Genomic DNA, 24004 nt, shown 5'->3' with positions numbered 1-24004 from the left:
TCCCGTGGGGGCATGGCTATCGTGGAGCGCATGACCGACGTCGCACGTGCCTCCGGCATCCACACTGACGAACTCGACCCCGCTGTGCGCCCCCAGGACGACCTGTACCGCCACGTGAACGGCTCGTGGGTCGACGCGACGCCGATCCCCGACGACAAGGCGCGCTACGGCTCGTTCACCGTCCTCGCCGAGGCGGCCGAACTCGCGGTCCGCGCCATCATCGAGCGCTCGCAGCAGGCGGCGCCCGGCACCGAGGAGCGCAAGGTCGGCGACCTGTTCACCTCGTTCACCGACGAGGCGCGGCTCGAAGAACTCGCGACGGCGCCGATCGAGCCGCTGCTCGCCGAGATCACCGCCATCACGTCCGTGCCCGAGGTCGTCGCCGCCGTCGGGCGCTTCGAGCGGCTCGGTCTGCCGAGCTTCCTGCAGCTCTTCGTCGACAACGACCCGGGCGACCCCGAGTCCTACGTCGTCTTCCTCGAGCAGTCCGGCCTCGGGCTGCCCGACGAGTCGTACTACCGCGAGGAACGCTTCGCCGACATCCGCACGAAGTACCGCGAGTTCGTCGCCGCGATGTTCCCGCTCGCCGGGTTCGAGGACGGCGCCGACCGCACCGAGCACGTCATCGCCCTCGAGACCGCGCTCGCCGCGGTGCACTGGGACAACGTGACCACCCGCGACAGCCAGAAGACCTACAACAAGCTGCCCTGGTCCGAGGTCGCGGCGCTCGCCGAGGGCATCGACCTGCAGACCTGGTGGCAGGCCATCGACGCACCGGCCGGGGCCTTCGAGACCGTCGTCGTGCGCGAACCCTCGTTCGTCACCGGTCTGGCCGCACTGCTGCGCGAGCAGCCGCTCGAGGCGTGGAAGGACTGGCTCCGCTGGCAGGTCATCCGCGGCTCGGCCGCGTACCTGACGAGCGCCTTCTCGGCCACGAACTTCTCGTTCTACGGCACCGCGCTCACCGGGGCGCCGAAGCAGCGCGAGCGCTGGAAGCGCGGCGTCTCCCTGGTCGAGGGCGCGATGGGCGAGGCCGTCGGCCGGATCTACGTGCAGGAGCACTTCGACGAGACCTCGAAGGCGACGATGGACGACCTCGTCGCCCACCTGGTCGAGGCGTACCGGCAGAGCATCACGTCGCTCGACTGGATGACCGACGAGACCCGGGCCCGCGCGCTCGACAAGCTCGACAAGTTCACGCCGAAGATCGGCTACCCGGTGCAGTGGCGCGACTACTCGGCACTCCCCGTGACCGCCGACGACCTGGTCGCGAACGTCCGCGCCGTGGCCTCGTTCCAGGTCGACCGCGAGCTCGGCAAGATCGGCAAGCCGATCGACCGCGACGAGTGGTTCATGACCCCGCAGACGATCAACGCGTACTACAACCCGGGCTTCAACGAGATCGTGTTCCCGGCGGCGATCCTGCAGTTCCCGTTCTTCGACGCGAACCGCGACGCCGCCGCGAACTACGGCGCGATCGGGGCCGTCATCGGCCACGAGATCGGCCACGGCTTCGACGACCAGGGGTCGCAGTACGACGGCGACGGTCGCCTGCAGAACTGGTGGACCGAGGCGGACCGCGCCGCGTTCGAGGAGCGCACGAAGGCCCTCATCGCGCAGTACGACGCCCTCGTGCCCACCGAGGTGCCGGACGGGCACGTCAACGGCGCCCTGACGATCGGCGAGAACATCGGCGACCTCGGCGGCCTGTCGATCGCGTGGAAGGCGTACCTGCTGTCGCTCGACGGGCAGGAGCCGCCCGTCGTCGACGGGATGACCGGCGCCGAGCGCTTCTTCCTCAGCTGGGCGCAGGCCTGGCGGATGGCCATCCGTCCGGAGGAGGCAGCCCGCCTGCTCTCGATCGACCCGCACTCGCCGAACGAGTTCCGCTGCAACCAGGTGGTCCGCAACATCGACGTCTGGTACGACACGTTCGGCGTGACGGAGCGGGACGCGATGTACCTCGACCCCGCCGAGCGCGTCGCCATCTGGTGATGGCGGAGCCGGACGCGGCTCGGTCGTCCCGCCGTCGGCGACCGGACGGCCGGGCGGCGGGCGGCGGACGCGACCGCGGCAAGCACCGCGGCGGGGGCGCCGACCGCTTCGTGGCGACGACCGAGGCGCTCGGCGCGCTCGCGGTCGACGGTGCCGCAGTGAGCGCCTCCGTCATCGACACGTCGTCGGGCAAGTCGCTGCTCTCGGTGGACGACACCCTCGTCCAGCCGGTCGCGAGCCTCGGCCGCGTGCTCCTGCTCGTCGAGGTCGCCGCCCGGCTCGAGGACGGCCGACTGCACGGCGACCGGCTGCAGCGCATGGCGCGGGACACCGCGACCGGTGCCGGCCTGTGGCAGTTCCTGCAGGAGCCGACGATGCAGGTGCCAGACCTGGCGACCCTCGTCGGTGCCACCGGCGACGCCTGGGCGACGAACGCCCTGCTCTCCACCGTCGGCATCGACGCCGTGCGCGAGCGCGCCGACTCCCTGGGCTTCGAGCGGACGGCGCTCATCGACCGGGTGCGCGACCGCCGCGGACCGGACGACGCCCCGGACACCTCGGTCGCGCCGACCGGGGAGCTGGCGTGGGTGATGCGTGGCCTGGCCCTCGGCGAGGTCGTGGACGAGGCCGTCTCGAACCGGGTGCTCGGCTGGCTGTCGCTGGCGAGCGACCTCAGCCTGGTCGCCGGCTCGTTCGGACTCGACCCGCTGTCGCACCGGGCGCTCGACCACGGGCTGCAGGCGGTCGCGGTGACGGGGTCGAGCACGGGCGTGCGCGCCGAGGCCGGGATCCTGCGCGGGCCCGGGTCGTCGGTGAGCTACGCCGTCACGGTGACCTTCGACGACGCGTCGCTGCAGCGACGCCTCGCGGTCGTCGAGGCGCTGCGCACCATGGGCACCGAGGTGCTCGAGGCCGTGCACGCACCCGCGCGTCGCTGAGTTGCGTTGAGCGCAGCAGCACGAACGACCGCAGCGGTGCCGGCTCGACGTCGTGCACCTCGACGAAGCCGCGCGACTCGTAGAAGGCCCGCTGGCCGTCCTCGGCGTCGGTGAGCAGGACCGTCTGGCGCACGCCCGCGTACCGGCGCAGGGCTTCGTCGAGCAGTGCCCCGCCGATGCCGCTCCGGTGGGCGTCCGGCACGACGAGCACGTCCTGCACGTACACGATCGTGACGCCGTCCGAGATCGTCCGCAGCAGGCCGAGCAGCCGCCCGTCGTCGCCGCGGGCGGTCAGGACGGTGTGCGAGCCGGCGACCGCGGCGCCCAGTGCCGCCGGGTCCGCCGTGTAGGTCGTCCAGCCGACGGCGTCGTACAGCGCCGTGAGCTCGTCGGTCCCCGGGCGCTCGTGCTCGATCGTGAAGGTCACGGTGCCCATGGTGCCCGAACCCGGGGCCACCGCCCCCACCGCCGCTACGAGGTCGCCTGGCCGTCGGGGACGAGCGCCTGCACGGCCAGCAGGCCCGCGTCGGCGGACGAGCACGCGGTGTAGTCCGACGTCTTCACGAACAGGGACTGCTTCGAGCCGGGCGGGTACACACGGAAGCCGTCCGGGGTCCTCGGGGAGCAGTCCGCCTTCCGGTAGTCCTCGGCACGCGTGATCTTGAGCGGCGCGACCGCGGTCTTCCCCGGGGCGAGGGTGACGGTGGGGTGCGGCGAGCTCTTCTCCTGCGCGGCGGCGGCACCGATCTGGGTGCCGTTCCCGCCCCCGACGAACGAGACCCCCGGCCAGCCCTGCAGCGTGCAGGCCGTCGAGCCGGTGTTCCGGAGGGCCAGGTGCACGATGACACTGCCGGCCGCACCGCCGCTGCCCGGTTCGATCGACGCCGCGAGCGACGACGCGGCACACCGACCGGCGGCGGTGGTCCCGGCGGGAGCCGACGCCGACGACGATCCCGGAGCGGACGACGAGGTGGTCCCCGTCGAGGGCACCCCGGACGCAGCGTCCGAGGACGAGGACGAGGACGAGGACGAGGACGACGAGGACGACGACGGGGCAGGCACGGTCACGGTGTCCGTGGCGGTGGGGGTCCCGCCGGAGGCGCAGCCCGCCAGCGCCCCGATCACGACGAGACCGGTGACGGCGAGCAGGGACTTCGATCGGCTGCTGCGGTGCATGGACCACAGGCAACCACCACCGGGCGCTCGCGGTTCGGTCGGCGTCCAGGGACCGCGTGTTCACTCCCCGGCAGGACAACCGAGCACTGGAGGTCGGACATGACCGGCAAGCACGAGCAGGCACGCGGCGACGACGGCCGGGCGGACGGGGTCGAACCCACCGCTGGTGCCTTCACCGACAGCGAGATCCCGGGCGAGCACCACGCTGCGTCCACCGAGCCGGCGGGGGAGTTCGTCTCGAGCGACATCCCCGGCGAGGTGCGTCCGGACTCGAGCGGCCCGGACGGCGAGTACGTCGAGTCGGACATCCCCGGCGAGGCCGAGCCGACCCAGGACGGCGAGACCGGCCACTACGTCGACAAGGACCACGCCTGACGGCTAGTCGATGCGCTCCGTCGCCACCAGGCGGCGGAGCGTCTCCACGCCCGCCGGCGGACAGCGGTCGGCGTCCGCCGAGGTGACCCACTCGACCTCGTCGACCTCTGCGGAGGCGACGGGCGTGGCGGCGTCGAGCGGGCCTCCTGGTCGGACCGTGAACAGGGTCATCGCGACCATCGTGCCGGGCGCCTGCCCGTGCGCGGGTTCGAGCACCACCCCGAACTCCTCGAGGTCGTCGGGGGCGCACCGCAGACCGGTCTCCTCGAAGGCCTCACGGACGGCGGCCTCGACGTCGGTCTCGTGTGCCTCCGCCTTGCCGCCGGGCAGGTAGAGCACGTCGCGTCCACGTGCGCGCACCATGAGCACGCGTCGGTCGCGCACCAGGACCAGCGCACTCACGCGCAGGGTCACCGGGTCGGGCTGGAGGCTCAGCTCGCGTCCGCCTGGTCGCTGCGGTCCGTCGTGGGCCGGTCGGGCGCGGTGCGCTCCGCGAGCGGCACGACGGGCGTCGGCAGCTGGGCCTGGGGCTCGGGTCGCACGCCGAAGAGCGAGTCGATCGCCGCGACGAACTCGTCGCCCCGCCCGGCACGGCCGAGCTCGCGAGCACGGACCGACGGACGGTGCAGCAGCACGCCGACCAGGTGCCGGAGCGCCCGCTCGGTGTGCTCGGCCGACTCGCCGTCCGCGCCGCCGCGGCGCTTCGCCCGGTCGATCTCGTCGTCGAGGATGTCGAAGACGTGGGTGCGGAAGGCGACGAGGGCCGGGGTGGTCGACTGCTCGAGCGCCTGCGTGCGGAACCGGGACACCGCGTCGTCGACCATCGCGCGGGCCTCGGACTCGGCGTTCAGCTCGGCGATCGGAGCGTGGATGCTGATGGTCTCGAGGTCGAGCAGCTCGACGCCGTCGACGTCGGCGGCGGCCGGGTCGACGTTGCGCGGCAGGCCGAGGTCGATGACGATCCGGCGGACGCCGTCGTCGAGGTCGTCCGGCGCGACGACCGGGACCTCGCTCGAGGTGCAGGTGATGACGACGTCGCTCGCGGCGATCGCCCGGCGCAGGTCGCGGGCGGCGACGAGGTCGTGCTTGGCGGCGAACCACGGTGCGCGGCCCGACGGCGAGAACACCTGGATGGTCTCGGCCCCGCGGTCACGCAGGGCGGCGATCGTGGTGGCGGCGTAGCTGCCGGTGCCGACGAGCAGCACGCGGGTGTGCGCCCAGTCGGTGATGCGCGACGACGCGAGCTCGAGGCCGAGGCGGACGAGCGACCGTCCGGCAGCACCGATGCGCGTGCGGGTCTTGACGCCGCGCGAGGTGTGCGCGGCCTCCTGGAAGAGCCGCTCGAGCGCCGAGGTCGTCGTGCCGTTGGTGCGGGCGTCCTCGAGGGAGCGGCGGACCTGGCCGGAGATCTCGGTCTCGCCGACGACGACGGACTCGAGTCCGCTGGAGACCGCGAAGAGGTGCTGGACGACGTCCTTGCCACCGAGCACGTTCACCGATTCGAGGACCTCGGAGGCGTCGAGGTCGCTGGCCGCCGAGACGGCGTCGACGGTCGCGGCGACGGCGGAGTCACGGTCGTCACCGGCGATGTCGAGGTAGGCCTCGAAGCGGTTGCAGGTGGCGAGGACGACGGCCCCGTCGAGGACGTCGGAGTCCGTCACGAGTCGGCCGGCCGCAGCCGGTGCACCGATGCTCAGTCGCTCCAGGAGATCGAAGCTGGCGTTGCGATGCGACGCCGTGAGACAGATGAGCACGGAGACAATGGTAACGCCGTCGATGGGAGAATCATCCGGTGACCGAAGCACCGACCGCCGCCCTTCCCGCCTCGCACCCCCTCGCCGACGGGCGCACGAGCGGCTCGCGGCTCGTCCGTGCGCTGCGCGGCGACCGCCCCGAGGGCCTCCCGGTGTGGTTCATGCGCCAGGCGGGCCGTTCGCTGCCGGAGTACCGCGAGCTGCGGGTCGGCACGGCCATGCTCGACGCGTGCCTCGACCCGGAGATGGCGTCGGAGATCACCCTGCAGCCGGTCCGTCGGCACGGGGTCGACGCCGGCATCTTCTTCAGCGACATCGTCGTCCCGATCAAGCTCGCCGGCGTCGACGTCGAGATCGTGCCCGGTCGCGGCCCGGTGCTCGCGTCGCCGATCCGCACCGCTGCGGACGTGGACGCCCTCGAGACGCTCGACCCCGCGGCGCTCGCCCCGATCGAGCAGGCCGTCGCCCGCACGGTGGAGCAGCTCGGCGACACCCCGCTGATCGGCTTCGCGGGGGCGCCGTTCACCCTCGCCGCGTACCTGGTCGAGGGCGGTCCCTCGAAGGACCACATCCGTGCCCGCACCCTCATGCACGCCGACCCGGAGACCTGGTCGCGCCTGCTCGCCTGGGCCGCCGAGGTGTCCGGCGCCTTCCTGCGCGCGCAGGTGCTCGCCGGGGCCTCGGCCGCGCAGCTCTTCGACTCGTGGGTCGGTTCGCTCTCCCGCGCCGACTACGTGCGCTCGGTGGCACCGCACTCGGCCCGGGCGCTGGCGCACGTCGCCGACCTCGGGGTCCCGCGCACGCACTTCGGCGTCGGCAGCGGCGAGGTCCTCGCGGACATGACGACGCTCGGCACGGACGCCGTCGCGGTCGACGCGGTCGGGGTCGACTGGCGACTGCCCCTCGACGAGGCCGTCCGCCGCGTCGGCACCGGCGTCACGGTGCAGGGCAACGTCGACCCAGCGATGCTCGCGGCTCCGTGGCAGGTGCTCGAGGACCACGTGCGCGACGTCGTCCGCCGCGGCGGTGCGGCCCGTGCCCACGTCGTGAACCTCGGGCACGGGGTGCCGCCGGAGACCGACCCGACCGTGCTGACCCGCGTCGTCGAGCTCGTCCACTCGCTCGGCGACGGCACCGACGGGGCGACCGGAGCCACCGCGTGACCGACGTCGTCGTGGTCGGCGGTGGCGTCGCCGGCCTCGTCACGGCGCGCGACCTGGCGAAGGGCGGGGCGCACGTCGTCCTCGTCGAGGCGTCCGGTGTCCTGGGCGGGATGATCCGACGGCACTCCGTCGGCGGGCTCGACCTCGACATGGCGGCCGACTCGTTCGCCACCAGGACCGACGCCGTCGGCGGCCTGGCGATCGAGCTCGGGCTCGGCGGCGACGTCGTCACCCCGGACCCGCGCGGCGCCTGGCTGATGACCCGCGACGGTCGGACGGCTCCGATCCCCGCGACCGGGCTGCTCGGCATCCCGAGCACCCCGATGGCGGCCGACGTGCTGGCCGTCGTCGGGCAGACGGGCGGTCTGCGCGCCCAGATGGACTCGCTGCTGCCCGCCCCGGTGGGGGCGGGGGCGTCGTCGCTCGGCGAGCTCGTGCGACGCCGCATGGGCGAGCGCGTGCTCGACGACCTGGTCGTGCCGATCGCCGGCGGCGTGCACTCCACCCACCCGGACCAGCTCGACCCCGACCGGGTGGCGCCCGGCCTGCGCGCCGCGCTGCTCCGCGAGGGCTCCCTGGCGCGTGCTGTGGTCGCGCTGCGTGCCCGCGCCGCCGCCGGCACGCCGGTGCAGGGCATCCGCGGCGGCATCGTCCGGCTGGTCGACGAACTCGTGGCCGACATGGAGACGTACCGCGTGGACGTCCGGCTGCACACCCGTGCGACGCGCATCGAGGCGCACGCGGTCGAGGTCGTCTCCGCGGACGGCGTCGTCGAGCGACTGGCCGCCCAGCACACCCTGGCGTCCGTGCCGGACCCGGAGCGCACCGACCCGGCCGACCGCACGGGGATCGAGCTCGTCACGCTCGTCGTCGACCAGCCCGAGCTCGACGCGGCGCCGCGGGGGACCGGCATGCTCGTTCACCCCGACGCCGCGCAGGTCGGGGCGAAGGCGCTCACGCACGCGACCGTCAAGTGGCCGTGGCTGGCCGAGGCGGCGGGTGGCCGCCACGTGCTGCGCCTCAGCTACGCGACGCCGGTCGCGACCGGTCCCGGGGGCGCGACCGACGCGGCGGACGTCGCCACGAGCCTCCCGGTCGACCCGTCCGGACCCGTCGGCAGCCGCGCGCTCGACGACGCGTCGACGCTGCTCGGCGTGCCGCTGGCGGCCGACCGCGTCGTCGGCGCCGCCCGCGTCCGGTGGCACGGTCCCGACCTGACCGCCGCGGGTCTCGCGGAGGGCGTCGTCGGCATCGGCGAGGCCTCGTCCGGCCGGGGTCTGGCCGGCATCGTCGGCGCCGCACGGGCCGCAGCTGGGCGCATCCTGGAATCCTGAGCGGACCACCCGGCGACCGAGGGCTACTGTTGGCGAGAGCGCGGGACGTATTCCGTTCGGCGCATGACCACGCACACTGACCCAACGGAGGAATCGCACATGCGAGGAAAGCTCCTGTTCGTCGCCGGCGCAGCACTCGGGTACGTCCTGGGATCGCGAGCCGGACGGGCGCGGTACGAGCAGATCAAGACCGTGAGCGGCAAGATCTGGAACAGCAACGGCGTCCAGAAGGGCGTGCACGTCGCTGAGGACTTCGTCGCCGACAAGACCCCGGACGTCGCCGAGTTCATCGGTGAGACCACGAAGAAGGCCGTCCGCAAGGTCGGTCAGAAGAAGGACTCCACCACCTCATGACCGACACCCGCGATCGCAGGTCGCGTTCGCTGTTCGGCCTGGTCGGGGACGTCCCCAAGCTCGTCAAGGGCCTGGTCAAGGGCGAGATCGACCTGCTCAAGGCCGAGATGCTCGCGAAGGCGAAGATCTTCGGGCTCGCCGCCGGTCTGCTGGTCGGTGCGCTCGTCATCGTGCTCTACGCGATCGGCGTGCTGCTGACCGCTGCCGTGATGGGCCTGGCGACCGTGATGCCGGCCTGGCTGGCCGCGATCGTCATCGCCGTCGTCATGCTGATCGTCGCCGCGGTCCTCGGACTGCTCGGCTGGAAGCGCCTGAAGAAGGGCCTGCCGATCACGCCGAAGCGCACGATCGACAGCGTCAAGAACGACATCAACGCGGTGAAGGGGCTGGGCAAGAAGCCGACCCCGCCGACGCAGTACGGCAGCCGCAAGCCGGACGTCGGCGGCCGGTTCTGAGCCCCGACAGCCGCCCCACCGACGGAGGAACCGTGACCGACTCGCACGACGACCTGGCCGACCGCGTCGCCGCGACCCGCGCGCAGTTGTTCGACACCCTCGACGCGATCGAGGACAAGCTCAACGTGCCGAAGCAGATCGGCATCGCCGCCGCGAAGGTCAAGCGGGGGATCGACGAGCAGCCCGTCCCGTACCTGGCCGGCCTCGCAGCCGGAGTGGCGGTGGTCGGGGGTATCGTCGTGATGGTGCTCCGACGGCGGTAGACCGCTCCGAGCGCGGTCCACCCGGTCGGGGCGGCCATCACCCCTGGCAACCGATAGGACAACGGATCCATGAGTTCCACCGCGCCCGCATCCGCGCACGAGCACGACTCCTCGCCTGCGGTCGACCCCGCCACCGGGATCGACCCGAACCTGCTGACCGCGTACGCCCTCTGGGCCGTGTTCCGTCGGCCGCTCGGCCCGGTCCACCCCCTCGGTGACGACGCCGTGGCCGAGCTCGACGCCGTGATCGCGTCCGCCGCCGACCGCGGCGTGACCATCCGCGGCTTCTACGACGTCTCCGGCTTCCGTGCCGACGCCGACGTCATGGTGTGGCTGCACGGCGACGACGCCCAGGCGATCCAGGCCGTGCTGCGCGAGCTCCGACGCACCGGGCTGTTCCAGGACGCCGAGCCGGTGTGGCACGCGATGGCCATGCACCGCGAGGCCGAGTTCAACAAGCGGCACACCCCCGCCTTCCTGCGCGGCAAGGACCCCGAGGCGTGGATCACGGTGTACCCGTTCGTCCGCTCCTACGAGTGGTACCTGCTGCCCGAGGACGAGCGCTCGAAGATGCTCCGCGACCACGGCGTCGCCGGCGCGAAGTACCGCCGCGTCCTCACGAACACCATCGCGACCTTCGCCCTGAGCGACTACGAGTGGATCCTGCCGCTCGAGAGCCCCGACCTGGTGGACCTCGTCGACCTCATGCGCGACCTGCGGTACACCGAGGCGCGCATGCACGTGCGCGAAGAGGTCCCCTTCTTCACGGGTCGTCGCGTGACGACCGCCGAACTCCCGGAGGTGCTGTCATGACCGACACCAGCATGATCACGAACGGCCAGCCCGTCCTCGCCGCCACCCCTGCGGCCGCGTCGGGTCCGGAGCACGTCGAGGTCCCGACCGCGTACGACGCGATCCTGCTCGCCGGCTTCGGTGGCCCCGAGGGCCAGGACGACGTCATCCCGTTCCTCCGCAACGTGACCCGCGGCCGTGGCATCCCCGACGAGCGCCTCGAAGAGGTCGCGCACCACTACCGCCACTTCGGCGGCGTCAGCCCGATCAACGCGCAGAACCGCGCGCTCAAGGCGGCCCTCGAAGCCGAGCTCGCGTCGCGCGGCATCGACATGCCCGTGCTCTGGGGCAACCGCAACTGGGAGCCGTACCTCGAGGGCGCCTTCACCGAGGCCGCCGACAAGGGCTACACGAAGCTCATCGCGATCGCCACGAGCGCCTACTCGTCGTTCTCGAGCTGCCGCCAGTACCGCGAGGACTACGCCCGCGTGCTGACCGAGACCGGCCTGGTCGACACGATCCAGGTCGACAAGGTCCGCCAGTTCTTCGACCACCCGGGCTTCGTCCGCCCGTTCGTCGACGGCGTCCGCGACGGCATGGCCCGTGCGATCGCCGAGAACGAGGGTCTCGACGTCGCCACCGAGCTGCACGTGCTGTTCTCGACGCACTCGATCCCCTCGACCGACGCCGCCAAGTCCGGTCCGGACTACCGCGGCTTCGACGACCACGGCGCGTACGAGGCCCAGCACCTCGCCGTCGGCCAGGTCGTCCTCGACCATGCCTGGGCCGAGCTGCTCGAGCAGCCCGAGCACGCGCACCTGCAGGGCACGTCGAAGCCCGCCTGGAAGCTCGTGTACCAGTCGCGCTCCGGCCCCCCGACGCAGCCGTGGCTCGAGCCCGACATCAACGACTACATGAACGAGGACCTCAAGGGCGGCCCGACCCGCGCCGTGCTGATCGTCCCGCTCGGCTTCGTCAGCGACCACATGGAGGTCATGTGGGACCTCGACGAGGAAGCCACCGAGACCGCGGGTGAGCTCGGCTTCTGGTCGCTCCGCACGCAGACGCCCGGCGTCGACCCGGCCTACGTGTCCGGGCTCGTCGACCTCGTGCTCGAGCGCGTCAACGGTACGCCGACCGCCGAGCGTCCGCACCTGACCGACATCGGCCCCTGGTACGACGTGTGCCGTCCGGGCTGCTGCGAGAACGTCCGCGCCGGGTTCAAGCCCGCCGCCGCCGGCGTCGCCCCGTGACCGACGGCACGGCGGACGGTCCGGCGCCGATCCGGCTCGGCACGCGTGCCAGCCGGCTCGCCGTCGCGCAGTCGCAGGACGTCGCCGACCGCCTGGCGAAGGCGGCCGGTCGCCCGGTCGAGCTCGTCACCGTCACGAGCGAGGGCGACACGAACCGAGCGTCCCTGGCGTCGCTCGGCGGCACCGGCGTCTTCGCCAGCGCGCTGCGTGAAGCGCTGGTGGCCGGCGAGGTCGACGTGCTCGTGCACTCCCTGAAGGACCTGCCGACCGCGCCGTACCCGGGCCTGACCATCGGTGCCGTGCCGAAGCGCGCGGACGCCCGTGACGTCCTCGTCGCCCGGAACGGAGCCACCGTCGACACCCTGCCCGAGGGCGCGAAGGTCGGCACCGGTTCGCCGCGTCGCGTCGCCCAGCTCCGCGCGCAGCGTCCCGACCTCGACGTCGTGGACATCCGCGGCAACATCGACACGCGGCTCGGCCGGGTGCAGGACGACCTCGACGCCGTGGTGCTCGCCGCCGCCGGACTCGGGCGCATCGACCGCCTGTCCGAGGCGACGGAACTGCTCGACCTCGGCTTCTGGCCGAGCGCGCCCGGACAGGGTGCCCTGGCCGTCGAGATCCGGTCGGACGAGACCGACCGCGGGCTGCTCGCCGCGCTCCGCAAGATCGAGCACGCACCGACCCGCCTGACCGTGACGGCCGAGCGCGAGGTCCTCGCCAAGCTCGAGGCCGGCTGCTCCGCACCGATCGGCGCGACCGCGGTCGTGGACGCCGAGATGCTCCTCGTCTCGGCGACGGTCTACCGTCCCGACGGCAGCGAGTACCGCACCGCGTCGCACGCGGCGGTGCTCGACGGTTCCGCGCAGGACCGCCTCGACGAGGCGCTCGAGGTCGGCGGTCGTGTCGCCGCCGAGCTGCTCGAGAACGGCGCGGCCGATCTCGCCGACCTGGCGACCACGGTCGCCGAGGACACCACGGACGGGCCGTACACCGCGGGCCCCGGCCTGGCGACCCCGGCGGAGTAGGCGGTCACCACGCACCCCACCACCACCGTCCGGAACGCGGCGCGACCCCCGGTCGTGCTCGTCCCGCGCGGCGGTGCGTGGGGTGCGCGCGTCGCCGACGAGGCGCGCGACCGCGGCCTCGCCCCCGTGGTCGTCCCGCTCATCACCGACGCGCCGCCGTCGGACCCGTCCGCGTTCGACGCGGCGGTTCGCCGCCTGGCCGACACGGCGGGGAGGCCCGGATCACCACCCGCGGTCGGCGCGCGGACCCGCGTGGCCGGGTACGCGTGGGTGGTGGTGACCAGTGCGACGGCCGTGCGGGTGCTCGCCGGACGCGTGGCGGGCCTCCCGGCCGGTGTCCGGGTCGCCGCGGTCGGTGCGCCGACCGCCCGGGCCGCGCGTGCTGCGGGCTGGGTCGTCGACCTGGTGCCGACGGAGACGTCGGCTGCCGGCCTCGTCGCGGCGTTCCCGGACACCGACGGCACGGTCCTGTTCCCGCGGTCGGAGATCGCCGCACCCACCCTGGTCGACGGGCTCCGCGCCCGCGGCATCGACGTCGACGACGTGGTGGCGTACCGTACCGTGGGGACCGGCGACGAGCCGGTCGTCCTCGACTCGGCGCCCGACGCGGTGCTCGTGACGAGCGGCAGCGTCGCCCGCGAGATCGCCCGCCGGATGACCCCGCTCGCCCCGCACACCCTCGTGGCCTGCATCGGCCCCGGGACCGCCGCCGATGCGCGCGCGGCCGGGCTGCCGGTCCACGTCGTCGGACCCACGCGGTCCGCAGAAGCCCTGCTCGACGCCGTCGTCGAGGCCCTGAACCCCACCACCCCACACCAGGAAGGTCACCCGTGACCGGTCGTTTCCCCCAGGTCCGCCCCCGTCGACTCCGCGCCACCCCCGCGATGCGACGGCTGGTGGCCGAGACCCGGCTCCACCCCGCCGAGCTCGTGCTGCCGATGTTCATCCGCGAGGGCGCGACCGACGCCGTCGACATCTCGAGCATGCCGGGCGTGCAGCAGCACTCCCTCGACTCGTTCCGCCGCGCCCTCGTGTCCGCTGCAGAGGTCGGGGTCGGCGGCGTGAACCTGTTCGGCGTCCCCACCACGAAGGACGCCGAGGGCTCCGGCGCCACCGACCCGGACGGCATCCTCAACGTGGCGATCCGCGTGGCGAAGGAAGAGGTCGGCGACGCGTTGGTCGTGCAGTCCGACCTGTGCCTCGACGAGTTCACCGACCACGGGCACTGCGGGGTCCTGGCGTCCGACGGCTCGGTCGACAACGACGCCACCCTGCTGCGGTACCGCGACATGGCGGTCGCCCAGGCCGAGGCCGGCGCCGAGCTCGTCTGCATGAGCGGCATGATGGACGGCCAGATCGCCGCCGCGCGCGACGCCCTCGACGTCGCCGGGCACAGCGGCACCGCGCTGCTCGCCTACGCCGCCAAGTACGCATCGGCGTTCTACGGTCCCTTCCGCGAAGCCGTCTCGTCGTCACTCGTCGGCGACCGCCGGACGTACCAGATCGACGCCGCGAACGGTCGCCAGGGCCTCCGCGAGGTCGCGCTCGACGTCGACGAGGGCGCCGACATCGTGATGGTGAAGCCCGCGATGAGCTACCTCGACGTGCTCGCGGAGACCGCAGCGACCTCGCCCGTGCCGGTCTGGGCGTACCAGATCTCCGGCGAGTACGCGATGATCACCGCAGCAGCGCAGAACGGGTGGATCGACCGCGACGCCGCCGCGATGGAGTCGCTCGTCGGCATCAAGCGCGCCGGTGCCGACGCGATCCTGACCTACTTCGCCGTCGACGTCGCGCGGAAGCTCAACGAGGAAGCGGGCCTCCGCACCTCGGGCAGCACCGCGGCCGTCGCCGGCATCGCCTCGACCGGGAAGGCCCCCGAATGACCTCGAACGACCAGCTGTTCGGCCGCGCGAAGAACGCGATCCCCGGCGGCGTGAACTCGCCGGTCCGCGCCTACGGCTCCGTCGGCGGCACCCCGCGCTTCCTCGTGTCGGCGGAGGGCGCCTACGTCACCGACGCCGAGGGTCGCGAGTACGTCGACCTCGTCGCGTCGTGGGGCCCCGCGATCCTCGGGCACGCCCACCCCGGCACGGTCGAGGCCGTGCAGCAGGCCGCCGCGCGCGGGCTGTCCTTCGGGGCGTCGACCCCGGGCGAGACCGAGCTGGCCGAGCTCGTGAAGCAGCGGGTGTCGGTGGACGGCGACGGCCCGATCGAGAAGCTCCGCATGGTGTCGACCGGCACCGAGGCCACGATGACCGCGATCCGGCTCGCCCGCGGCTACACCGGCCGCGACCTGCTCGTGAAGTTCGCCGGGCACTACCACGGCCACTCGGACTCCCTGCTGGCCGAGGCCGGCTCGGGCGTCGCGACCCTGGCCATGCCGGGCAGCGCGGGCATCACCGCCGAGACCGCCGCGCAGACGCTCGTGCTGCCCTACAACGACCTCGACGCGGTGCGCCGGGCGTTCGACGAGCACTCCGAGCGCATCGCCGCCGTCATCGTCGAGTCGGCCGCCGCGAACATGGGCGTGCTCGCCCCGGAGCGCGGCTTCAACCGGGCGCTGGCGCAGATCACGCAGTCGCACGGCGCGCTGCTCATCGTCGACGAGGTCCTGACCGGGTTCCGCGTCGGCTCCGCCGGCTGGTGGGGCCTCGAGGCGTCGAAGGTCGTCCCCGACGGTGCCGGGTGGAAGCCCGACATCATCACGTTCGGCAAGGTCATCGGCGGCGGCATGCCGCTCGCCGCGCTCGGCGGCCGACGCGAGGTCATGGACTTCCTCGCCCCGCTCGGCCCGGTGTACCAGGCGGGCACGCTGTCCGGGAACCCGCTCGCCGTCGCCGCCGGCACCGCGACGCTCCGCGCCGCCACCGCCGAGGTCTACGAGCACCTCGACCGCACGGCCTCGACCATCGCCACCGCGACGAGCGAGGCGCTGTCGGCCGAGGGCGTGGCCCACACCGTGCAGCACGCCGGCAACCTGTTCTCGTTCGCGTTCACCGAGCAGGCACCGCGGAACTACGACGACGTGCGGGCGCAGGACGTGTTCCGCTACGCGCCGTTCTTCCACGCCATGCTCGACGCCGGGGTCACCCTGCCGCCGAGCGTGTTCGAGGCGTGGTTCGTCACGGCCGCGCACGACGACCGCGCCGTGGGCCGCGTGCTCGACGCGCTGCCCGCCGCCGCGAAGGCCGCTGCCGCCGCCACGGCGTAGCCGCGGGTCTGCACGAGCGGACGCCCCCGTGCCCGACGTCTCCGTCGGTCACGGGGGCGTCGTCGTTCAGTCGCAGTCGGACTTCGTGAAGGACACGTCGAGCTTCTTCGACGAGCCCTCGAAGGAGTAGCTGAAGCGCACGTCGATGTCCTCGGCGAACAGCTTCTTCGTGTCGCTGTTCGTGCAGACCGTGTCCCCGAGCGAGTCGCGGAGCGCGCTCTCGCTGAGCGATGCGGGGTCGACGCTCGACGACACCGTGTAGTCGTAGTGGATCGCGGTGCCCTCGGCCTCGACACCGGTCCAGGTGGTGACCGAGTCGACCTGCTGCGGCAGCTTCGTGTCCTCGCGGATCTGCGCGACGGCCTTCGACACGGTCTCCTCGGTGGAGTCGTCGAACGCAGCGTGCAGCCCCTGGCGGACGCCGAACCCGACGGCCAGGAAGACGACGACACCGAGGACCGAGATGAGGACCCGCTTGCCCCGCGACTGCTTGGGCGGCGGGGCGTACGGCGCAGCGCCGGCACCCGGTCCGTACGGCGGCTGTCCGGGCTGCTGGCCGTAGCCGGGCTGCTGACCGGGCTGCTGGCCGTAGCCCGGCTGCTGACCGGGCTGCTGGCCGTACGCCGGCTGCTGGTCCGGGTACTGGCCGGGCTGCTGCTGTCCGAACCCGGGCTGCTGCGTGCCGGGCTGCTGCCCGTCCGGCTGCTGGCCGTAGCCGGGCTGCTGCGCGCCGGGCTGCTGCCCGTCCGGCTGCTGTCCGAAGCCGGGCTGCTGCTGTCCGTACCCGGGCTGCTGCTGCGGATCCGGCTGCGGGTCCGACCCCGGGTGGGACGGCGGCGTGTTCGACATGGTGGTTCCCCCTGGATCGCGGCCCGCGGCGACGCACCTGCTGCGGTGCCGGAGCCCTCCCCGACACGGGCCGCGGACACCTGAAGGCCCATTCAAGCACGCAGCCGAGGCACGTGCTCCGTTGCGGTGCGGGCGGCCGGGGCTTGCAGACCTAGGAGGCGCGGCGGGCGGCCCAGCGCCCCTCGGAGCGCACGATGGCGAGCGGGAAGTCGAACGCGTGCGACACCGCCGACGACGTGATGACCTCGTCCGAGGTGCCCTGTGCCACCGCGGCGCCGTCGCGCAGCAGCACGGCGTGCGACGTCGACGCGGGCAGGTCCTCGAGGTGGTGGGTCACCATGACGCTGCCGAGTTCGGGGTGCCGCTGCCGGAGCGCGTCGACGGTCTCGAGCAGGTGCTCGCGCGCGGCGACGTCGAGGCCGGTGGCGGGTTCGTCGAGCAGCAGGAGCTGCGGCTCCGCCATGAGCGCGCGGGCGATGAGGGCCCGACCGCGCTCGCCCTGCGAGAGCACCGGCCAGCGGGCGTCACGACGAGCGGCGAGCCCGACGTCCCCCACGTGCTGCTCGGCCCGTGCGAGCTGCTCGGCGGACGGCTCCCACCGCAGCATGAGGTCCGTCGTCCCGGTCAGGCCGGTCAGGACGGTCTCGAACACGGTGAGCGGCGAGAGCATCCGGTGGCGGGGATCGACGTGTCCGATGCGCTGCCGGAGTTCGCGGACGTCGGTGCGGCCGAGCCGGCTGCCGAGCACCTCGACGTGCCCGGCGGTCGGGTGCGCGGTCGCGCCGAGCACGGCGAGCAGCGTGGACTTGCCGGCACCGTTCGGGCCGAGCAGCGCCCAGTGCTCGCCGCGTCGGACGGTCAGGTCGATGTCGTGCAGCAGGTCGCGGCCGGAGCGCGTGACGCGGACCCCGGTGGCGTGGATGAGGACGTCGGTCACGTCCCCATCGTGCCGTACCGCGTGGTGACGTCGTCGATGTGGGCCCGGGCGACGTCGGTGAACCCTCGGCCCGCGGTCCTGGCTGCCCGGGGGTCTCCGCGGCCGGCTGCCGCCTCGAGTGCCATCCACAGGGCGTCGGTGTCCCACTGGCGGAACGGCGGTGCCTCCGGCAGCGCGTACGCGAGCCGGGCCATCGCGAGGCGCAGGGCCTCGCGGACCCACCGGTTGTCGGTGTGCTCGGCCAGGAACCGGGTGACGGCGAAGGCGCTCTCGGTGTAGCGGTGGTCACGGACGTGGCCGTCGTCCCGCGCGCGGTCGACCAGGCGGAGGAACTCCTCGAGCGCCGGCCCCCGCAGGCCGGGGAGCACGTGGAGGGCGGCGTTGCCGAAGACGCCCGTGAGCAGTTCCATCGCCTCCCGCCAGGTGTCGATCGACGGCGCAGCGACGCGGACGCCGCCCGGATCGTCGACGACGAGCCCCAGGTCGACCAGCCACCGGAGGGTGTCGAGCACCTCGTCCGGCCGGGCGCCCGTCAGCGCGACCAGCCCCGCGACGGTGTGGGTCGAACCCGTCGGCAGCGCTCCTGATCGCAGGTGACGGAGGAGGCCACGGTCGAGCACGCTCGGGTGGGGTCCGGCAGGGAGCGGCTCCCGGTCGGTCGTGCGCACGATCCCGAGGTGTCGACGGTGCGTCTCGATCAGGTCCTCCATGCGCTCGGCGGCGGCGGTCGCATCGTCCGGATCGCCGGTGGCCGCCACCCTCGCGACCGTGCGCGACCATCCGTGCAGGTCGTGCACCGACCACGGCACGGTCGGCACCCGCGCCCACCGCAGGCGTTCGTAGGCGCGGGTGCCGAGGTCCCGGAGGAGCGTGTCCGGGCACCGGCTGAACCAGAACTGCACCGATGCGGAGAACGCGGTCGGGAAGTCGGGGAGCCGGAGCGCCGCGGTCCGTTCGGCGGCGGCGACGAGCCGGTCGAGCTCGTCGCGCAGGTCGGGGGTGAGCACGGTGGTCGTGGCGCGGACGGCCGGACCGAACAGCGCGACCCACGCGTCGAAGGCGTCCGACAGGTCGGCGTCGGACAGGACTGCGTACTCCCACGAGCCGCCGGCGCCACGGGTCATGATGCCGAGGTCCTCGAGGCGCAGCGCTGCCGACCGCACCCGGGCGGCGGGCACGCCCCAGTCCCACCCGAGGTGGTCGACGTCGACCGTGACCGGGCCGGGCGGCCCCGACCGGACGTGGGCGAGCAGGGCGGTGTAGGCGTCGTCGTTGCGCGACGCCCACGGGTCACCCCACTCGCCGTCCACCAGGGTCAGCCGCGGTCGGCGCGGACCGCCTCGATGTGCTGCTCGAAGTTGCGGGTCAGGGCACGCCCGGCCTCGGCGGCGGTCTCGCCGTCGCGCTCGTCCAGCGCGTCGCGCAGGATCGAGAAGAACGCCTCGGAGCCGTACTGCTCGAACGGCGGGGTCGGGTTCAGCGTGAACCGCACGCGTTCGATCGCCCCGACCGCCGCGTTCTGCACGAGCGGGTTGCCGGAGTGCGCGACGGCGAACTCGATGATGTCGGTGACGGCGCCGCTGAAGCCGTAGTCCCGCACCTTGCGTGCCGCGTCCGCCTTGTCGAGCAGCGCGGAGAGGGCCTCCACGTCCTCGTCGGCGTACTCGGGGACGCCCCAGCGCAGGCTGAGCTCGAAGAACCCGGTCATGGCGCGGGTGGCGGTCACCCAGTCGTCGAAGGTCGGGGTGGCGACGCGCGTGTAGCGGTTCGCCTCCATCTCGACCAGGCCGATGTCGACGAGCTTCGCGATGGCCTCGCGGATGGGCGTGCGACTGACGCCGAGCCACTGGACCAGCTCGTCGTCGTTGAGGCGTTCACCGTGCTGCAGGGTGCCGTCGCGCAGGGCGGCGAGCATCTTCTCGTAGACGACGTCGCGCAACAGCTTCCGCGGTGAGTTCTCCACCGTCGACTTGGGGACCGGCATGCCATCTCCTCGTGCCTGGGACTCGACGCTGGAATCCTAACGTGTCAAATGGCAAGCGTTTGTGAAATGCTGGCACACCGGTTCAGCGCATCGCGACGACCGTGCGCCCGTGTACGCGCCCGGCCACGACCTCGGCCCCGATCGTGATCGCCTCGTCCGGCGAGACGGTGCGGGTGACCCCGGCGAGCAGCCCCGAGTCGAGGTCGGTCGCCAGGCGCTCCCACGCCCGGCGCCGCAGCGCGAGCGGCGCCTGCACCGAGTCGATGCCGAGCAGCGACACCCCGCGCAGGATGAACGGCAGCACCGTCGTCGACAGGGCGGCGTCCTGCGCCAGCCCGCACGCCGTCACGGCGCCGCCGTACTGCGTCGAGGCGAGCACGTTCGCCAGCGTCGTGCCGCCCACGCTGTCGACCGCCCCCGCCCACACCGTGCGTTGCATCGGCCGACCCGGCTCGGCCAGGGTCGCGCGGTCGACGACGTCGACCGCCCCGAGCCGCCGCAGGGACTCCGCGTTCGCCGGTCGACCGGTCGACGCGGTCACCCGGTACCCCCGTGCCGTGAGCAGCGCGATCGCCACGGTCCCCACGCCCCCGGACGCCCCCGTCACGAGCACGGGTCCGTCGTCCGGCGCGACGAACCGTTCGAGCGCGAGGACGCTGAGCATCGCCGTGAAGCCCGCGGTGCCGATGGCGGCCGCGAAGGCGTCGTCGATCGTGTCCGGCAGCACGACCGCGGACCCCGACGGCACGACCGCCCGCCGCGCCCACCCGCCGTGCCGGCGCTCGCCGAGACCGGCGCCGGTCACCACCACCCGGTCGCCGATCGCGACCTCGTGCACCCCGGGACCGAGCGCCGAGACGGTGCCCACGACGTCGATGCCCGGCACGAGCGGGTCGAGTCGAGCGACCCCGGGGTCCCCGGCCAGGGCCAGTCCGTCCTTGTAGTTGACGCTCGAGTACGAGACGTCGACGAGGGCCTCGCCCTCGGTCGGCTCGGGCAGGTCGACGTCGGTGACGGTGGGCGGGGCGGCACTGGACACGAGGACGGCGCGGGTCATGCGCCGGACGCTACCCCGGGCCTCCCGGTCGGGTGACGGCGCGCCGTGCCCACCCGGCAGCGCTCACCCGGCAGCGCTCATCCGGCAGTGTTCACCCGAACATGATGGCGGCTTCGTCGAAGCGCGCCTGCGGCACCGTCTTCAGCTCGCCGAGCGCCTCGTCGAACGAGACGTGCACGATGTCCGTGCCCTTCAGGGCGACCATCCGGCCCCAGCGCTCCTCGACCACCGAGTCGATGGCCGCCAGGCCGAGCCGCGTCGACAGCACGCGGTCGTACGCGGTCGGCGTCCCGCCGCGCTGGATGTGGCCCAGGGTCGTCGCGCGGGTCTCGATGCCCGTCATCTCCTCGATGAGCGGCGCGAGGCGCTCGCCGATGCCGCCGAGCCGCGGACGGCCGAAGGCGTCCAGACCGCGCTCGGTGTGCGCGTTGTCCTCGTGGTCCGGCACGAAGCCCTCGGCGACCACGACGAGCGGCGCGCGACCACGGTCGTAGGCGGCGCGCACCCACTTCGCGATCTGCTCCATGCTCGTCTTCTGCTCCGGGATGAGGATGGCGTGCGCGCCGGCGGCCATGCCGGAGTGCAGAGCGATCCACCCGACGTGCCGGCCCATCACCTCGGCGACCATGCAGCGCGAGTGGGAGTCGCCGGTGGTGCGCAGGCGGTCCATCGCCTCGGTCGCGATCGCGACGGCGGTGTCGAAGCCGAACGTGTAGTCGGTGGCGCCGAGGTCGTTGTCCACGGTCTTCGGCACGCCGACGATCTTGAGTCCCGCGTCGGTCAGGCGCTTCGCGGCGGCCAGGGTGCCCTCGCCGCCGATCGCGACGATGGCGTCGATGCCGTGCCGTTCCAGGGTGCGCTCGATGTTCTCGACCCCGCCGTGCTCGCCCTCGAAGGGGTTCGTGCGGCTCGTGCCGAGGATGGTGCCGCCCTGCTTCGCGATGCCCTGGATGTCCTTGCGACCGAGCGGGACGATGTCGCCGTCGACGACGCCGCGCCAGCCGTCCCGGAAGCCGACGAAGTCGTGTCCGTAGATGGCGATGCCCTTCAGGACGATCGCGCGGATGACCGCGTTCAGGCCGGGGCAGTCGCCTCCGGAGGTGAGGATGCCGATGCGCATGGGGAACTCCGTCGTCGGGTGCGGGGACGTCCCCATCATGACTGACGGTGGTTGCGGATTACCATCCCGGTGTGTCCCTGCTCGCTTCCGCCCCGTCCGGTGCGTCCGGTCCGACGCCTGCCGGTGCGTCCGACGACGCGACCCGCGTCGACACCGTGTACCGGCCGGGAGGCCCGGTGGACGTCGCGTCGACCCTGCGGCCCCTGCAGCGCGGCACCGGCGACCCCGCCTTCCAGGTGGTCGGGCCCGTCGTCTGGCTCGCGCTCCGCACGCCGCGGGGCCCGGCGTCCGTGGCGATCCGGCAGGCCGGCGGCACGATCGCGGTGTCCGCGTGGGGCGCCGGGTCCGCGTGGGCGGTCGAGCACGCCCCGGACCTGCTCGGACGCGGCGACGACTGGTCCGACCTCGACGTCTCCGGGCACGCGTTCCTGGCGGCCGCCCGCCACCGGCAGCCCGGGCTCCGCCTGCTCCGCACGAACACCGTCGTCGCGATGCTCGTACCGGCGATCATGGAGCAGAAGGTGACCTCGCGGCAGGCCTGGCGCGCCTGGCGGTACCTGCTCCGGCGCCACGGCACCCCCGCTCCCGGTCCCGCGCCCGACGGCATGGCCGTGCCGCCGACCGCCGAGGAGTGGGCGGCGATCCCGAGCTGGGAGTGGCACCGCGCCGGCATCGAGCCCGGGCGCTCCGCCACCGTCATGCGCGCGGTGCGGGTCGCGCCGGCGCTCGAGCGGACGCTCGCCCTCGGCCGCGGCGGCGCGGTCGTGTCCGCGCGGCTGCAGTCGGTGCCCGGGATCGGCCGGTGGACCGCCGCCGAGACCGCGCAGCGATCCCACGGCGACCCGGACTCGCCGAGCGTCGGCGACTTCCACGTGCCGGCACTGGTCGGGTGGGCGCTGACCGGGGCGCCGGTCGACGACGACGGCATGCTCGAGCTGCTCGAACCGTGGTCGGGGCACCGGGAGCGCATCGTCCGGCTCATCGGCGGCTCGGGATTCCGCAAGCCGGCGTTCGGTCCGCGACTCACGATCCAGGACCACCGGTTCCACTGAGGCTGGTGCCCGTGCCGGTGTCGGACGACTACGGGTGGCGGGTGCCCTCGCCCGCGAGCACGGCGCGGTAGCCCTCGCGGAACGTCGGGAACCGCGGCGTCCACCCGGTCGACCGGAGCAGCGCGTTCGACAGCCGCTTGTCGCCGCCGGCCTGCCGTGCCCCGCCGTCGCCGACCACCGGTTCCCGGACCCCGAGCTCGTCGGCGAGGAACCGCAGCACGTCGTCCAGGCGGACCGGTTCGTCGTCCGTGCCGAGGTAGAGCGGCGCGGGGTCGGGCAGGCCCGCCAGGTGCAGCAGCGCAGCGGCGGCGTCGTCGCGGTGGATGCGGTTCGTGTGCGGCGAGGTGCCGGGGGCGAGCCGCGCCGAGCCCGAGCGGACCTGGTCGACCAGGCGCTCGCGTCCGGGCCCGTAGACGCCGGAGAGCCGGACGAGCACGGCACCGGGAGCGCGCTCGCGCAGGAGTGCCTCGGCCTCGACCAGCACCCCGGCGGTCGGGGTCCCGGCGTGCGCGGGGGTGTCCTCGGTGACGACGCTGCCGTCGTCGACGTCGTACACCGCGGTCGACGACACGACGAGCAGGCGGGGGTCGGCCGCCGACGCGTCGATGCCGTCGAGCACGTTCCGCAGGCCGTCGACGTAGGTCGCCCGGTACTCGTCGACGTCCCGCGAGCCGGCCGCGAACGCCACGACGACGACGCTGGTGTCGGCGGGGACGTCCGGGACCTCGTGGCGCAGGTCGACGCTCCGTCCGGTGATCGGGGCGGGGACCAGCTCGGCGCGGCGACGGAGCCCGAGCACGCGGTGGCCCTGCCCGGCGAACCGCAGGCCGGCCTCGGCTCCGAGGTCGCCGCAGCCGGCGATGACGACGGTGGAGGTGTTCAGCACGGATCGACCCTGGCACGGGCGGCTGGGG

General features: G+C 73.5%; 26 protein-coding genes. 15 read left to right on the top strand and 11 right to left on the bottom strand.

Going from position 1 to position 24004, the window contains the following annotated elements:
* Positions 1 to 30: 30 nt before the first annotated feature.
* Positions 31 to 1995 (top strand): M13 family metallopeptidase, encoded by a 1965-nt coding sequence (locus tag BIU94_RS09800; protein WP_071260270.1) that lies wholly within the window; start codon positions 31 to 33, stop codon positions 1993 to 1995.
* A complete protein-coding gene (locus tag BIU94_RS09795; protein ID WP_071258388.1) occupies positions 1995 to 2933 on the top strand; it encodes a serine hydrolase in 939 nt (312 codons plus the stop codon). The genes BIU94_RS09800 and BIU94_RS09795 overlap by 1 nt, the downstream gene beginning before the upstream one ends.
* On the opposite strand, the gene BIU94_RS09790 is transcribed toward BIU94_RS09795, so the two are convergent.
* Together BIU94_RS09790 and BIU94_RS09785 are read right to left on the bottom strand one after the other, a co-directional pair.
* Positions 2821 to 3360 (bottom strand): GNAT family N-acetyltransferase, encoded by a 540-nt coding sequence (locus BIU94_RS09790; protein ID WP_083404767.1) that lies wholly within the window; start codon positions 3358 to 3360, stop codon positions 2821 to 2823. The genes BIU94_RS09795 and BIU94_RS09790 overlap by 113 nt on opposite strands.
* A gap of 44 nt (positions 3361 to 3404) precedes the next feature.
* Positions 3405 to 4109 (bottom strand): DUF4232 domain-containing protein, encoded by a 705-nt coding sequence (locus BIU94_RS09785; RefSeq protein WP_083404730.1) that lies wholly within the window; start codon positions 4107 to 4109, stop codon positions 3405 to 3407.
* Between the two features lie 99 nt (positions 4110 to 4208).
* On the opposite strand from BIU94_RS09785, the gene BIU94_RS09780 reads away from it, so the two are divergent.
* On the top strand, positions 4209 to 4484 hold the full coding sequence (locus tag BIU94_RS09780; protein ID WP_071258383.1) for a hypothetical protein: 276 nt from the start codon (positions 4209 to 4211) through the stop codon (positions 4482 to 4484).
* Positions 4485 to 4487: 3 nt separating this feature from the next.
* On the opposite strand, the gene BIU94_RS09775 is transcribed toward BIU94_RS09780, so the two are convergent.
* Positions 4488 to 4898, bottom strand: coding sequence for an NUDIX domain-containing protein (locus BIU94_RS09775; protein WP_254784798.1), 411 nt, complete (start codon positions 4896 to 4898; stop codon positions 4488 to 4490).
* A gap of 17 nt (positions 4899 to 4915) precedes the next feature.
* Entirely contained in the window at positions 4916 to 6238 is a 1323-nt protein-coding gene (locus BIU94_RS09770) for a glutamyl-tRNA reductase (protein WP_071258380.1), read from the bottom strand.
* Positions 6239 to 6276: 38 nt separating this feature from the next.
* Here BIU94_RS09770 and hemE point away from each other — a divergent pair, with 38 nt between their 5' ends.
* The 11 genes from hemE (at position 6277) to hemL (ending at position 16091) form a co-directional block, all read left to right on the top strand.
* Positions 6277 to 7401 carry a uroporphyrinogen decarboxylase gene (hemE, locus tag BIU94_RS09765; protein WP_071258374.1) on the top strand — a complete coding sequence of 375 codons (1125 nt, stop codon included), beginning with the start codon at positions 6277 to 6279 and terminating at the stop codon, positions 7399 to 7401.
* Positions 7398 to 8735 (top strand): NAD(P)/FAD-dependent oxidoreductase, encoded by a 1338-nt coding sequence (locus BIU94_RS09760; protein ID WP_254784797.1) that lies wholly within the window; start codon positions 7398 to 7400, stop codon positions 8733 to 8735. The genes hemE and BIU94_RS09760 overlap by 4 nt, the downstream gene beginning before the upstream one ends.
* A 99-nt stretch (positions 8736 to 8834) precedes the next feature.
* On the top strand, positions 8835 to 9089 hold the full coding sequence (locus tag BIU94_RS09755; protein ID WP_071258371.1) for a hypothetical protein: 255 nt from the start codon (positions 8835 to 8837) through the stop codon (positions 9087 to 9089).
* On the top strand, positions 9086 to 9544 hold the full coding sequence (locus tag BIU94_RS09750; RefSeq protein ID WP_071258368.1) for a phage holin family protein: 459 nt from the start codon (positions 9086 to 9088) through the stop codon (positions 9542 to 9544). Before BIU94_RS09755 ends, BIU94_RS09750 begins: the two co-directional genes overlap by 4 nt.
* A 32-nt stretch (positions 9545 to 9576) precedes the next feature.
* Complete coding sequence (locus BIU94_RS09745) at positions 9577 to 9807, top strand: DUF3618 domain-containing protein (RefSeq protein ID WP_071258340.1); 231 nt, start codon at positions 9577 to 9579, stop codon at positions 9805 to 9807.
* A 69-nt stretch (positions 9808 to 9876) separates the two neighbouring features.
* The gene (gene hemQ / locus BIU94_RS09740) at positions 9877 to 10620 is read left to right on the top strand and encodes a hydrogen peroxide-dependent heme synthase (protein WP_071258338.1); all 744 of its coding nucleotides are present in this window, start codon (positions 9877 to 9879) and stop codon (positions 10618 to 10620) included.
* Entirely contained in the window at positions 10617 to 11852 is a 1236-nt protein-coding gene (locus BIU94_RS09735; RefSeq protein WP_071258336.1) for a ferrochelatase, read from the top strand. The genes hemQ and BIU94_RS09735 overlap by 4 nt, the downstream gene beginning before the upstream one ends.
* The gene (gene hemC / locus BIU94_RS09730) at positions 11849 to 12877 is read left to right on the top strand and encodes a hydroxymethylbilane synthase (protein ID WP_071258332.1); all 1029 of its coding nucleotides are present in this window, start codon (positions 11849 to 11851) and stop codon (positions 12875 to 12877) included. Before BIU94_RS09735 ends, hemC begins: the two co-directional genes overlap by 4 nt.
* A 54-nt stretch (positions 12878 to 12931) precedes the next feature.
* A complete protein-coding gene (locus BIU94_RS09725; RefSeq protein WP_071258328.1) occupies positions 12932 to 13711 on the top strand; it encodes a uroporphyrinogen-III synthase in 780 nt (259 codons plus the stop codon).
* A complete protein-coding gene (gene hemB, locus BIU94_RS09720; RefSeq protein ID WP_302846702.1) occupies positions 13708 to 14763 on the top strand; it encodes a porphobilinogen synthase in 1056 nt (351 codons plus the stop codon). Before BIU94_RS09725 ends, hemB begins: the two co-directional genes overlap by 4 nt.
* Positions 14760 to 16091, top strand: a complete 1332-nt coding sequence (gene hemL, locus BIU94_RS09715) for a glutamate-1-semialdehyde 2,1-aminomutase (protein ID WP_071258320.1) — start codon at positions 14760 to 14762, stop codon at positions 16089 to 16091. The genes hemB and hemL overlap by 4 nt, the downstream gene beginning before the upstream one ends.
* 66 nt (positions 16092 to 16157) lie before the next feature.
* Here hemL and BIU94_RS17830 read toward each other — a convergent pair whose 3' ends face one another.
* The 6 genes from BIU94_RS17830 to BIU94_RS09685 all read right to left on the bottom strand — a co-directional run bounded on the left by BIU94_RS17830 (position 16158) and on the right by BIU94_RS09685 (position 22038).
* The gene (locus BIU94_RS17830; protein ID WP_071258318.1) at positions 16158 to 16940 is read right to left on the bottom strand and encodes a hypothetical protein; all 783 of its coding nucleotides are present in this window, start codon (positions 16938 to 16940) and stop codon (positions 16158 to 16160) included.
* 151 nt (positions 16941 to 17091) lie between these two features.
* Positions 17092 to 17877 carry an ABC transporter ATP-binding protein gene (locus BIU94_RS09705; protein WP_071258317.1) on the bottom strand — a complete coding sequence of 262 codons (786 nt, stop codon included), beginning with the start codon at positions 17875 to 17877 and terminating at the stop codon, positions 17092 to 17094.
* A complete protein-coding gene (locus BIU94_RS09700; protein ID WP_071258316.1) occupies positions 17874 to 19187 on the bottom strand; it encodes a hypothetical protein in 1314 nt (437 codons plus the stop codon). Before BIU94_RS09700 ends, BIU94_RS09705 begins: the two co-directional genes overlap by 4 nt.
* Before the next feature lie 5 nt (positions 19188 to 19192).
* Positions 19193 to 19861: a GntR family transcriptional regulator gene (locus BIU94_RS09695; protein ID WP_071258304.1), complete on the bottom strand. Its 669-nt coding sequence runs from the start codon at positions 19859 to 19861 to the stop codon at positions 19193 to 19195.
* A gap of 82 nt (positions 19862 to 19943) precedes the next feature.
* Positions 19944 to 20918 (bottom strand): MDR family oxidoreductase, encoded by a 975-nt coding sequence (locus tag BIU94_RS09690; protein WP_071258302.1) that lies wholly within the window; start codon positions 20916 to 20918, stop codon positions 19944 to 19946.
* A 91-nt stretch (positions 20919 to 21009) separates the two neighbouring features.
* Positions 21010 to 22038: a 6-phosphofructokinase gene (locus tag BIU94_RS09685; RefSeq protein ID WP_071258299.1), complete on the bottom strand. Its 1029-nt coding sequence runs from the start codon at positions 22036 to 22038 to the stop codon at positions 21010 to 21012.
* A gap of 71 nt (positions 22039 to 22109) precedes the next feature.
* Here BIU94_RS09685 and BIU94_RS09680 point away from each other — a divergent pair, with 71 nt between their 5' ends.
* Positions 22110 to 23090 (top strand): DNA-3-methyladenine glycosylase, encoded by a 981-nt coding sequence (locus BIU94_RS09680; RefSeq protein WP_175472084.1) that lies wholly within the window; start codon positions 22110 to 22112, stop codon positions 23088 to 23090.
* 28 nt (positions 23091 to 23118) lie between these two features.
* Here the strand turns inward: BIU94_RS09680 and BIU94_RS09675 are convergent, their stop codons facing one another.
* Positions 23119 to 23976, bottom strand: a complete 858-nt coding sequence (locus tag BIU94_RS09675) for an NAD-dependent epimerase/dehydratase family protein (protein WP_071258297.1) — start codon at positions 23974 to 23976, stop codon at positions 23119 to 23121.
* Positions 23977 to 24004 lie beyond the last annotated feature (28 nt).

The sequence above is a fragment of the Curtobacterium sp. MMLR14_006 genome (assembly GCF_001864985.1).
Lineage (GTDB): Bacteria > Actinomycetota > Actinomycetes > Actinomycetales > Microbacteriaceae > Curtobacterium.
This window is presented reverse-complemented; position numbering and strand designations above follow the sequence as displayed.

Coding starts and splice junctions, on each gene's coding strand:
- BIU94_RS09795 (WP_071258388.1), top strand. CDS start 1,995: ATGGCGGAGCCGGACGCGGCTCGGTCGTCCCGCCGTCGGCGACCGGAC.
- hemQ (WP_071258338.1), top strand. CDS start 9,877: ATGAGTTCCACCGCGCCCGCATCCGCGCACGAGCACGACTCCTCGCCT.
- BIU94_RS09750 (WP_071258368.1), top strand. CDS start 9,086: ATGACCGACACCCGCGATCGCAGGTCGCGTTCGCTGTTCGGCCTGGTC.
- BIU94_RS09690 (WP_071258302.1), bottom strand. CDS start 20,918: ATGACCCGCGCCGTCCTCGTGTCCAGTGCCGCCCCGCCCACCGTCACC.
- BIU94_RS09695 (WP_071258304.1), bottom strand. CDS start 19,861: ATGCCGGTCCCCAAGTCGACGGTGGAGAACTCACCGCGGAAGCTGTTG.
- BIU94_RS09780 (WP_071258383.1), top strand. CDS start 4,209: ATGACCGGCAAGCACGAGCAGGCACGCGGCGACGACGGCCGGGCGGAC.
- hemL (WP_071258320.1), top strand. CDS start 14,760: ATGACCTCGAACGACCAGCTGTTCGGCCGCGCGAAGAACGCGATCCCC.
- BIU94_RS09800 (WP_071260270.1), top strand. CDS start 31: ATGACCGACGTCGCACGTGCCTCCGGCATCCACACTGACGAACTCGAC.
- BIU94_RS09685 (WP_071258299.1), bottom strand. CDS start 22,038: ATGCGCATCGGCATCCTCACCTCCGGAGGCGACTGCCCCGGCCTGAAC.
- BIU94_RS09755 (WP_071258371.1), top strand. CDS start 8,835: ATGCGAGGAAAGCTCCTGTTCGTCGCCGGCGCAGCACTCGGGTACGTC.
- BIU94_RS09785 (WP_083404730.1), bottom strand. CDS start 4,109: ATGCACCGCAGCAGCCGATCGAAGTCCCTGCTCGCCGTCACCGGTCTC.
- BIU94_RS09735 (WP_071258336.1), top strand. CDS start 10,617: ATGACCGACACCAGCATGATCACGAACGGCCAGCCCGTCCTCGCCGCC.
- BIU94_RS17830 (WP_071258318.1), bottom strand. CDS start 16,940: ATGTCGAACACGCCGCCGTCCCACCCGGGGTCGGACCCGCAGCCGGAT.